We start from the raw sequence: 11,141 nt of genomic DNA, 5'->3' as shown, positions 1-11,141 counted from the left end.
TCACTGCTGCTCATCCGTGCGTGTCTCGTTTCACGCGCATCAGCCGGCACGCCGCAGGCAGGCGAAATCCTCGACGAGATCGGCGGTGGCCGCGACGCTTTCGGCGGGTTTGGTCATCCGGGTGGCGATCTCGCGGGCCCGGGCGGCGTACTGCGGGCCCGAAATCCGGCGCAGGTCGGCGACCAAGGATTCCCGGGTAGTGGCCGAAAAGCGCCGGCCGGCGCCCACCTTCAATCGTTTCACCGCAGCGGCCCAGTACGGCTGATCGCCCGCCCACCAGAGGATCAGGGTGGGGACGCCGGCGCGCAGGCCTGCCGCTGTGGTGCCCGCGCCTCCGTGGTGGACGACCGTGCGGCAGGTGGGAAAGACCGCCGCGTGGTTCACCGCACCCACCACCTTGACGTGCTCGAATCGCCGGACGCAGCCGAAGTCGCTCCAGCCGGCGCCCACCAATGCTCGCTCACCCAACTCCGCGCAGGCCCCGGCGATCATGTCGATCGTGTCGGCCGGAGACTCGACCGGCATGCTGCCGAAGCCGAAGAAAATCGGCGGCGTTCCCGCGGCAATCCACGACGCGACCTCGCCATCGCCGTCCGTCGCCAACTCCATCGTCAACGGGCCGACGAAGGGCCTTCGGGGGGGCTTCCACCCATTCCATTTCACCCATTCGGCTGCCACCCCGGGAAAGCAAAACTCTTCGTAGGCCTGGATTTCCAGCGATCCGCGGTCTGCGATCCGTCGCACCGAGGGGCGTGTTGCCTTCGGTAGGCCCAGTTCATGGCGCTGCGCGTCCTCAAGTCTCTTCCCCGTGCGCCAAGCCAGCCACCCTTTCATCGTCATTACAGAGCGGGTCAACGGCGCCGGCAGGAACGGCAGCAGCTGGCCGTTGGGCCGCACCGGGAGGTAGTGAAGTGTGGCCAACGGAATGTCGTGATACTCCGCGACATTGGCGGCGGCGCCCTCGAACACCCGGCCCGTAAGTAAGAGGTCGGCTCTGTCCGCCAGGGACGTCAGCGTCGTGCTGATCTCCCTCCAGCACTGGTTACGGAACTCCCGACATTCGCGCCACAACCGCATCAGATCTTGGATCCCCCGGGGGTCACGGGCCGAACACGCCAAGTCGCGCCGCGCTTCCATCAGTTTCCGGGTGTCGAGCCCGTAGGCGACGGCCGCAAGCCCAGCCGACTCGACGAAGCCGACGAGGTTGGGCGGGACGACCACGTGCACTTCGTGTCCTCTGCGTAGCAACTCACGGCCCACCGCGGCGCACGGCTCGACATCACCGCGACTTCCATCGCTGGCCACCACGAATTTCATTGCGGATCAGGGGCTTTCAATGGGGAAGCGCGGGCGCGCCGTGGTGTCGGGTACTCACTGGGCCTCCGTCTCTTGTCCTTCGCGAAGGAAGCCGCCGAGACGGCGAACCCCCTCCCTGATCTGGTCTGTCGGTACGTGGCTGCACGACAGCCTCAGCTTCTTGTCACCGCCGTGGCCGGCGTAGAAGTCACGCATCGGGGTCCACAGCACACGATGGTCCGCAGCGCAGCGTTGGAGGGCGGCGTGGTCCAGGTCCTGCCGGGTCTGCATCACCACGAAAAAGCCGCCCGTGGGCCGGTTCCAGCTCAGCCCGAGTTCGGTGGCGTCAGCGAACTCGTCGTCCAATGCGGTCAACAGCAGATTCCGCTTGGTGCGGTACGACTGTGCCAGGACGCGCTCGCGCTCAGCGAGTACGGCCGGATCGGCCAGCACCAAGCCGGCGACCATGGCCTGGTTGAGCGGAGAGGTGTTGACCGTGGTGGTGTTCTTCAGGGTGGCCAGCCAAGTCGCCAGGGTGGACCCGTGCCACGGCTGGTCGGCGACCACATACCCCACGCGGGCCCCGGGGAAGCACACCTTGGAGAAGGTGCCGACCTGGATCACCACCCCGTCTTCGTCGAGAGCTTTCAGGCACGGCGGGACATCGGGATCGGTGAAGCCGTAGGTCGTGTCTTCGATCAACACCACCTGCCGCTCCCGGGCGGCGCGCAGAAGTTCCAGCCGGGCGCGCCGGGGAATTACGGTCCCCGAGGGATTGGCGAAGTCCGGTGCGACGTACAGGGCTCGCAGCGGCTCGCCGAGGGCCTCCGCTCGCGCGCACGCCGCCTCGAGGTCCGCCGCGGTGACGCCCTCGGGGCCCTCGAGAACGTCCGCGGTCCGGGCACCCATGAAGGTCGCCGCACCGCGAATCCCCGCGAAGGCCGGGGTGACGATGCCCAGGGTCCCGGAGCGATGGAGTTCCAGCGCGCGAAGGATGAGAAGGAACCCCTCTTGGGCGCCGACGGTGATGGTGATGTCGGACTCGCCGACTGTGAGGGTTCCCGTAGCGGACAGCGCCCGGGCGAGCTGAGCGTTGACGATCCCCTGACTGGGGCCGTACTGAAACAGGGCGTCCCAGCCTGGCGCCCCGTTGCTCAAGTGATCGGCTACGTCATCGACAGCCGCGATGAGGCGCTCGCGGGTAACGCCGTCCAGCAGCGGTGCGCCCGGGGCGAACGAGATGGCGTGCGGGTAGCGGGCCATCACCTCATTGAGAAATCCGATCGCGCCCAAAATCTGGGCTTCGGGCTTGCCTGCCTGTGCGGTCCCTGTCATTGACGGCTCGACAGCTTGCGGCGCACATCGGGGGCGTGCATGCGTTCGGCCTGGACGACCGCGAAGTCGGCCAGGTACATCGCGAACTCATCTCCGGGCTCGATGCCGTGGGCGAGCATCAGCTTGTTGGGCACCACCCCCGGCTCCGACAGCGCCGCGGCCACCGACGCCACCGTTGCATCCACGTCTGCCGCGCAGACCACGGCGTCGACCAGGCCGGCCTGCATCGCCTCGGCGCCGCTCAGACGACGCCCCCGCAGGATCAGATCGCGGGCGAGCCGCACCCCTACGCGGCCGGGCAGGCGCAGGTTGGCCACGCCCGGAACGATGCCCTCGCTCGCGGCCGGCAAGCTCAGCCAGGCGTCATCGACGGCGATCACGTGGTCGGCCACGAGGGTGAGCTGCATGCCGCCGCCGATGGCGAAGGAATCGATGACACAGATCCACAGCCGGGCGACGTCGCGCCCGGTCGTGGGGTCATGCACCCCGCGCGCCAGCTTCGACAGCAGGCCGGCCTCGCGACCGATCAAGAAGTCCAGGTATGAGATTTTGCCGGCTGCGAGGTGCTTGAGGTTGATCCCGGCGCAGAACACCCGCTTGCCGGCGTACGACGCGTGTTCCATTGGGGCGCCACGGATCACGCCGACCGAGGTGGCGGGGTCGAGTGACACCACGTCGACGGCCGTCTCCAGATCGCGCATAAGCTCGTTCGTCTCCGCGTTCAGCGTCATGGTGTTGGTCAACGTCAGCTCGGCGACGTTGGCCGCGCGGCGCAGCGTGACCGTCCGCAGGACGAGCTCGCCGGAGGCCTGGAACTGGACGGCGTGGGCAGCGGACTCGGGCAGCGGCGCGCGCATGTCAGTGAGCGCCGGGATAGCGGTGTCCGGGTTGCGCAGGAGGGCCCGCAGGAACCGGCCCTGGTCGCGTTCTACCCGGAGCCGATCGCTCGGGACCAGCCCGTCGTCGCGCTGTCTGGTCGCCCGATTCGGCAGCAGGTCGGGAAACCGGTCACCGGCCGCGCGCACCAGGTCACCGAGCCTGCGCCCATCGCAGGAGGTGGCCGTCAGCGCCTGGTAGACCTCCCGGATGTGGTCGTCAAACCAGGCCGCGGCGACGCGTAGCTCCGCCGCTGTCGACGGCCGGTCCCATGGATTGGGCCGGCTGTGTTGCGCCGCGACCGGCGAGGCCCGGTCCGGGGCGGGAATTCGGCCGGTCATCTAGTCGACCCCGCGTCGCCGCAAATAGCGCTCACACGCCGCGAGATGGGCTCCCAGGGCTTCGTCGTAGCTAGTGTGTGCGGCCTCCCTGAGCAACTGGCGGACGACCCGCAGGTCATCCAGCCCGGCCACCGCCGCACGCAGCGTCTCCACCTCGGCCGCTTGGTCGTCGGCGATGAGGTCGACCAGGCCGCTGACGAGCGCCGCGCTCGCAGCCACCGGCTCTCCGAGCAGTGTCAGCCGAATGGTCTGGGCGGGCCCGATCAGTTGGACCAGACGGAACAGCGCGGTGCCGGGCCAGACCGCGCCGTCGTTGTGCCAAATCACTTGGGCGCCAGGGCCCGTGATGCGGAAGTCGCACGCCAGGCCGATCTCCAGTGCACATCCGCCGATCCGCTGCCCGAACAGGGCCACCGTGGTCGCCGGTGAGCGCTCGATCAGGCGCAGTGTGCGCTCCCAGCCGTTGACATCGGCGATGCCGTCACCGGGCGACAGGTGCTCCAGCCCGGCCTCGCGCAGGTCGATGACCGCCAAACCGTTCGCCTGGGATCGGATGAAGTCGCGCAAAACCCTTGTCCGGCCGGCAAGGTCCCCTGCGGGGAGAGTGAAGCAGTCGGCGCGCTCCCCGGATGGCTCGATCATTGCGTCCCCTCACGCCCACTGGATGAGGGCCATCTCGATGGTCGAGCCGGGGCCCATCGTGGTGATCACTCCGTATTCCCCCGGCTGGACGACGTTCTCGCGATTCAGCCGCTCGAGGGTGAACAGGAAAGAGCCGGACGAGAGATTGCCGTAGTCGCGAAGCACGCTCACGGCGTGGCGGACGTCGTGGCGGCTCAACCCCAGGTTCACGCGCAGCGCGTCGAGTACTTTCTTGCCTCCGGAATGCACCAGCCAGTGGTCGATATCGGTGATGTCCAGCCCGGTGCCAGACAGCAGGCGGCTCAGTGCGGTCTCGGCGTTGGCGCCGATCACGTATGGAATCTGGGGGTCGAGGTAGAAGCTGAACAGCGCCCGGTTGTCGTCCCAGTCGTAGCGCATCGCCTCCAGCGCTTCGAAGATGATGTGGGTGCTGGTCTTGAGCACCAGGGGGTGCGGCGACTCCGCCAGGTGCGGATCGGTGCTGGCCGCCAGCGCGGCGGCCCCGTCACCGAATAGCGAGTTGACGACGGCGGTCCGCATCGTGCCGTCGAAAACGTAAGCGGCCGAACATGTCTCGACACAGATCAGCAGGGCCAGCTTACCGGGGTGTGTTTCGGCCCAGGCGGACACGGACACCAACCCGTTGAGTCCCCCGTTGCACCCCATGCCGACCACGTCGAGTCGTGCGCAGTCCGGCCGCATGTCCCGGTGTTTCATAAGCCGCACGGACATCCCGGGAGTGAGGTAACCGGTAGTGGTGACACAGCACAGGTAGTCGACGTCGGCAGGGGTGCGGCCAATATTCGCCAAGCACTTGTCCATGGCCTCGGCGGCCATCTTGACGCCCCACTCGCGGTGTTTGTCAAGCAGTTGCCCTTGGCTTTCGGGCTCGAGTCGCCCGTTGACGTCCCGGGGAGGCAAGACCAAATGCCGGGACGCGATCGAGCTGTTCTTGAACAGCGAGCGGATCTTGTCGTCCTCGATGTTGAGCTGGTCGATCAGTTCGTCTTGGGTGTACCGGAACGGCGGCACGCTGGTTCCGACCGAGCAGAGGCGCGCTTGCATCATGGTCGCTCGCCGCCGCACTGTAACGGTCGGGCCACTACGGCTCGGCTTACTCTGGCGGCATGGCTGCTGCGATGGGCGACTTGGAGTTTGTCGGGTACGAGAAGCGGGATCGGGTGGCCACGATCACCATGCGTCGCCCGGAGGCGCTCAACGCCATGAATGTGGGCATGCACGAGGAGCTCGCCCGGATCTGGGAGGACTTCGAGTCCGATCCGGACGTCTGGGTCGGCGTCTTGACCGGCTCGGGTACTCGCGCGTTCAGCGTCGGACAGGACCTCAAAGAACTGGCGGATCGCGACGCACGCGGAGCGGTGGGGTTGTCGTCGTTCGGGAGCCGGGGCAAGCCGGGTGCACCGCGGCTCACCGACCGGTTCGATATCACCAAACCCCTGGTCGCCAAGGTGCGCGGATACGCGCTGGGCGGCGGCTTCGAACTTGCGCTCGCCTGCGACCTGATTGTCGCGTCCAGCGACGCGCAGTTCGGATTGCCCGAGGTCCGCTTGGGCCTGGTAGCCGGTGCTGGAGGCGTGTTTCGACTGGGCCGCCAGCTGCCACCGCGGGTGGCGGCCGGGTACCTGCTCACCGGCCGCCGCATGACCGCACACGACGCGCTGCGCTACGGCTTGGTCAACGAGGTGGTCGCGCCCGAGCGCCTCGACGTCGCGACACAGGCCTGGTTGGACGACCTGCTGCGGGGCGCACCGCTGGCCGTACGCGCGACCAAGCAGGCCATGTGGCGCTCGCTCGACCTGCCGCTGCCGGACGCCTTCGACGAGGCCTATCCGTGTGAGGAACTGCGTAAGCGCAGCAGCGACGCCACGGAGGGCCCAAGGGCGTTCGCCGAAGGCCGGCCACCATCGTGGACCGGGACGTGAACGTTTAGGCGGGGCAGACACCGAAAGCCCACCGCCGGACCCAGCAGGGCCCTCGCGGTGGGGCCTCGCCGCCACCCGGGGGCCGTCCCGGTCCGTGGTGCTGGTCATGTCGTCTCCAGTGTGGGATTGCGAGGCACTATCAGGTTAGCTGGCATGGACACGAATGGCGTGCTGTTTGCGTCCTTTGCGGGGGAGTCGCGTCAGCAGAAGCGAAACCCCCGCCCGGTGGCCGCAATTGGCGCGGCAGCGGCCCCGCGGCAGTCGACAGGTCACCTTCAGGAACTTTGTCGAAACCCCGGATCGACCCTGTTGGCCTTCAGTAAAGTTGGAACACTTTCCACCCACGTCGACGAGAAGGGCCAGAGAGGGGGTGGGTATCAATTCGTTCGACCACCGATGGCAGTTTTTCCGTCTTGGTCGACGACGAGGATTAACACAGCCCGTGGCCGACCTTCGCTGATGCTCCGGCCAGCCCGTGGTGGCGCACGGGACCGGCATACGCCCAAAGAGTCTGCGTTATAGGCGGGCAGAGGACCGTGACCTCGATCAGTGAACGGCAGGGAGATTCTTATTGAAACTTGATGACCGGATGCTTCCGCTGACGCGGGCACAGCTGGATATATGGCTCGCGCAGGAAACCGGTCGCTTCGGTGCGAAGTGGCAGCTGGGTGTGCTGCTACGAATCGCGGGCCCGATCGACCCTGGCTTGTTTGAGTCGGCGATCCGTCAGGTGGTACGCGAGGCCGAACCACTGAGAGCCGTCTTTTTCCAGATGGACGGCCAGGTTTTCCAAAAGGCGGTTGACGACCCCCACGTTGAGCTTGCTCGCTATGACCTCACATCCGCACAGAATCCTGTCCGGGACGCCTATCGGCTAGCATCATCGATCCAACGCATGGAGATGCCGTTTAGCGGTCCGCTGTTCAAATTTGCGTTGTTGCAGACGCGCGTTGATGAATTTTACTGGTTCGTTTGCTGCCATCATATAGTCGTCGACGGAATAGGCCTCGCTCTCGTTTGTCACCGGGTCGCCGACGTCTATTCTGCAATCGCTTCTGGCGCGTCGATTCCCACCGCTTTTTTTGGGTCGTTAAGTGAGCTGGTTGATTGTGAGTCGGCATACGAAGAGTCAGCCGATTATCGCGATGATCAAGCCTATTGGGCGCACAACCTTCCGCCGGAAAGCGAACAAAGTTACCTTGCGGCGCACGCCGCGGGCGACTGTAAGCCGGACGAGTCAGCTCCGCCGGTTCAATTGGATCCGTCGGTCGTTGCCGGGATCCACGAGTTGTCCCGGGCTTTGGGGGTGCGTAGCTCGTCGGTGATCACCGCGGCCTGCGCGCTCCTCGTGCGTGGGTGGGGCGTCGGGGCTCCGGAGCTGGCGCTCGATTTTCCGGTCAGCCGGCGGGTGCGTCCGGAGGCACGGACGGTCCCCGGAATGATTTCCGGGGTCGTACCGGTGGTGTTCAAGGCTTGCCCGGGGTCTGCGGTTGCCGATTTTTGCGAACATGTGGACACCCGAATGCGAGAAGCGCTGCGGCATCAGCGGTTTCCGGTGCACCTTCTCGAGAAGAGGGCAAGTTTTCGCGACTCCGGGCGAGCGTCGAATCGGGTAGTCGTCAACTTCATTCCGACTACGCATATGGGTAATTTTGCTGGTGCTCCGGCACTGGCGACCCTGACCCATTCGGGGCTCGTAGACCAGTTTGGGCTGGTTTTCTTCAAGGACGGTGATCAGCTTTTCCTCAGCACGCAGGGTGCTGGGCACTTGCTTTCCAATTGTGACGCCTTCGATGTAGCCGCGCGGTTGGAGCGGGTGCTGGCGGCAATGACCGCGGACCCGACCCGGCCGTTGTCGTCGATCGACGTTCTCGACGAGGCCGGGCATGCTCGGCTGGATTGGTGGGGTAATCGGGTGGCGATCACCCAGCCCGTGTCCGCGCCGACGTCGGTACCGGAGATGTTCGCTGCGCAGGTGGCCCGGATTCCGGATTCGGTGGCGATCGTCTTCGGGGCCCTGTCCCTGACGTATCGGGAACTGGATGAGTGCGCAAATCGGCTGGCGCACTTGCTGTCCGGCCAGGGTGTCCGCCCGGGCTCGTGTGTGGCACTGCTGTTGGAGCGCTCGGCTCAGGCTGTCGTCGCCATGCTGGCGGTGCTGAAGACCGGAGCGGCTTACCTGGCAATTGACCCCGCGCTGCCCGATGCGCGGATTCGGTTCCTGCTGGATGATGCCGCGCCGATGGTCGCGATCACCACCAACGGGTTGCGCGGGCGGCTGCCCGAGCGCGACCTTCGGGTGACCGATGTCGACGACCCTGCTGTCGATACCCAGCCCACGTCGGCATTGCCGGCCCCGGCCCTCGATGACATCGCGTACCTGATGTACACCTCGGGCACCACCGGTACGCCCAAGGGGGTGGCCATCAGCCACCGCAACGTGATCCATTTGGCGGAGTCATCGCCGGCGCACCTGCCCGCTGCGCAGGTGTGGACGCAGTGTCACTCCTACGCGTTCGACTTCTCGGTGTGGGAGATCTGGGCCGCATTGCTCGGCGGTGGGCGCCTGATCGTGGTGCCCGAGTCGGTGGTCCGTTCACCGGACGACTTCCACGCCTTGCTGGTCACGGAGCAGGTCAGCGTACTTACCCAAACACCGTCAGCGGTAACCGCGCTGAGCCCCCAGGGATTGGAGTCGGTGGCGTTGCTGCTTGGTGGTGAGGCCTGCCCGGTCGAGGTGGTGGATCGGTGGGCGCCGGGCCGGGTGGTGATCAACGCCTACGGCCCCACCGAGGCCACGGTGTATGCGTCACTGAGCGCGCCGTTGTCGGTGGGAATCGATGTGGTGCCGATAGGTGCAGCGGTCTCGACCGCTGCGCTGTTCGTCCTCGACGGGTGGTTGCGGCGGGTGCCGGTGGGGGTGGTGGGGGAGTTGTATGTGGCCGGCCGGGGGGTCGGGGTGGGCTAGGTGGGCCGGGCGGGGTTGACCGGGTCGCGGTTTGTGGCCTGTCCGTTCGCCGACGCGGAAGCGCCTGGAACACGCATGTATCGCACCGGGGATCTGGTGCGCTGGCGGGCTGATGGGCAGCTGGAGTATGTGGGGCGCGCCGATGACCAGGTAAAGATCCGCGGGCATCGCATCGAACCGGGAGAAGTCGAGGCCGCCCTGGCCGCCGTAGATGGGGTGCAGCGGGCGGTGGTGATCGCCCGTGAGGACCGCCCCGGCGAACCGCGACTGGTGGGGTATGTGACCGGGACCGCCGAGCCGGCCGCGGTTCGTGCCGCGTTAGCCACGCGGCTGCCGGCGCATATGGTTCCGTCCGCGGTGGTGACGTTGACGCAGCTGCCCTTGACGGTCAACGGCAAACTCGACAAACGGGCCTTGCCGGCACCGGAGTACGAGGACAGCGATCGTTACCGCGCCCCGGGCACGCCCGCCGAGGAGATCCTGGCCGGCGTCTACGCCCAGGTGCTGGGGCTTGAGCGCGTCGGGGTTGACGATTCCTTCTTCGGGTTGGGTGGGGATTCGCTGTCGGCGATGCGGCTGGTCGCCGCGGTCAACACCGCCCTGGATGGCGGCCTAAAGGTGCGCGATGTGTTTGAGGCGCCCGCGGTGGCCCAGTTGGCGCTCCGTATTGGTGTGGATGCGGGCAGGCTCCCGCGGTTGGTGGCCGGCCGGCGGCCTGTGGTGGTTCCGTTGTCGTTTGCCCAGAACCGGTTGTGGCTTATCGACCAATTGCACGGGCCGTCACCGGTTTACAACTTGGCGGTGGCGTTGCGGCTGTGCGGGCAGTTGGACGCCGACGCGTTGGGCGCGGCGCTGGCCGATGTGGTGGGCCGCCATGAGAGCCTGCGCACGCTGTTCCCGGCGGTCGAGGGGATACCTCGGCAGTTGGTGCTCGAGCCCGAGCGGGCCGACTTCGGCTGGCAGGTTGTCGATGCCACCGCGTGGCCGACGAGCCGGCTGGAGGAGGCGGTCGAGCGCACGGCACGGCACACTTTCGATTTGGCCGCCGAGATCCCTTTGCGGGCAAGGCTTTTCCGTGTCGCCGACGATGAGCATGTGCTGGCGGCGGCGGTGCACCATATCGCCGCCGACGGCTGGTCGATCGCCCCGCTGGTGCGTGATCTGGGGACGGCCTATGCCAGCCGGTGCGCGGGCCGTGCCCCCGGCTGGGCCGAATTGCCGGTGCAGTACATCGATTACACGCTGTGGCAGCGCGCGCAATTCGGGGATCTCGACGACGAAGGCAGCCGCATCGCCGCGCAGCTGGCCCACTGGGAGCAGGCCCTGGCCGGGATGCCCGAACGACTCGCGCTTCCCACCGATCGGCCCTATCCCCCGGTGGCCGATCACCGCGGCGCCCGGTTGGCCGTGGACTGGCCGGCCGAGCTGCACCGGCGGGTTGCCCGGGTGGCCCGCGAGCACAACGCCACCAGCTTCATGGTGATCCAGGCCGCGCTGGCGCTGCTGCTGGTCAAGCTGAGCGCGAATACCGATGTCGCCGTGGGATTCTCGACCGCCGGGCGGCGCGATCCCGCCCTGGATGAGCTGGTGGGTTGTTTCGTCAACTACTTGGTGCTGCGGGTCGAGGTGGCCGGTGATCCCACCGTGGCCGAGCTGCTGGCCCAGGTGCGTCAGCGCAGCCTGGCCGCCTACGAGCACCAAGACGCGCCCTTCGAAGTGATCGTCGAGCGGCTCAACCCC

6 protein-coding genes and 1 pseudogene are annotated in these 11,141 nt (G+C 67.0%); 2 read left to right on the top strand and 5 right to left on the bottom strand.

The features are described from left to right. Positions 1-39: 39 nt before the first annotated feature. From VMD50_RS02455 to dpgA, 5 genes are read right to left on the bottom strand one after another with little or no spacing between them, the layout of a single operon-like run. A complete protein-coding gene (locus tag VMD50_RS02455) occupies positions 40-1,317 on the bottom strand; it encodes a glycosyltransferase (RefSeq protein WP_325424516.1) in 1,278 nt (425 codons plus the stop codon). Between the two features lie 54 nt (positions 1,318-1,371). Further along, the gene (locus VMD50_RS02450; RefSeq protein WP_325424514.1) at positions 1,372-2,631 is read right to left on the bottom strand and encodes an aminotransferase-like domain-containing protein; all 1,260 of its coding nucleotides are present in this window, start codon (positions 2,629-2,631) and stop codon (positions 1,372-1,374) included. Next, complete coding sequence (locus VMD50_RS02445; protein WP_325424512.1) at positions 2,628-3,848, bottom strand: enoyl-CoA hydratase/isomerase family protein; 1,221 nt, start codon at positions 3,846-3,848, stop codon at positions 2,628-2,630. Before VMD50_RS02445 ends, VMD50_RS02450 begins: the two co-directional genes overlap by 4 nt. Then, positions 3,849-4,490 carry an enoyl-CoA-hydratase DpgB gene (gene dpgB, locus VMD50_RS02440; protein WP_325424510.1) on the bottom strand — a complete coding sequence of 214 codons (642 nt, stop codon included), beginning with the start codon at positions 4,488-4,490 and terminating at the stop codon, positions 3,849-3,851. It abuts the gene before it with no gap. A gap of 9 nt (positions 4,491-4,499) precedes the next feature. Beyond that, positions 4,500-5,558, bottom strand: a complete 1,059-nt coding sequence (gene dpgA, locus VMD50_RS02435; RefSeq protein WP_325424508.1) for a 3,5-dihydroxyphenylacetyl-CoA synthase DpgA — start codon at positions 5,556-5,558, stop codon at positions 4,500-4,502. 59 nt (positions 5,559-5,617) lie between these two features. Here dpgA and dpgD point away from each other — a divergent pair, with 59 nt between their 5' ends. Continuing rightward, entirely contained in the window at positions 5,618-6,433 is an 816-nt protein-coding gene (dpgD, locus tag VMD50_RS02430; protein WP_325424506.1) for an enoyl-CoA-hydratase DpgD, read from the top strand. 589 nt (positions 6,434-7,022) lie between these two features. Beyond that, a pseudogene (locus VMD50_RS02425) lies at positions 7,023-11,141 on the top strand (amino acid adenylation domain-containing protein); the annotation flags it as partial.

Source organism: Mycobacterium sp., assembly GCF_035506235.1.
Taxonomy (GTDB): domain Bacteria; phylum Actinomycetota; class Actinomycetes; order Mycobacteriales; family Mycobacteriaceae; genus Mycobacterium.
The sequence above is the reverse complement of the archived record's forward strand: the minus strand, read 5'-3'. Positions and strand labels throughout refer to the sequence as shown.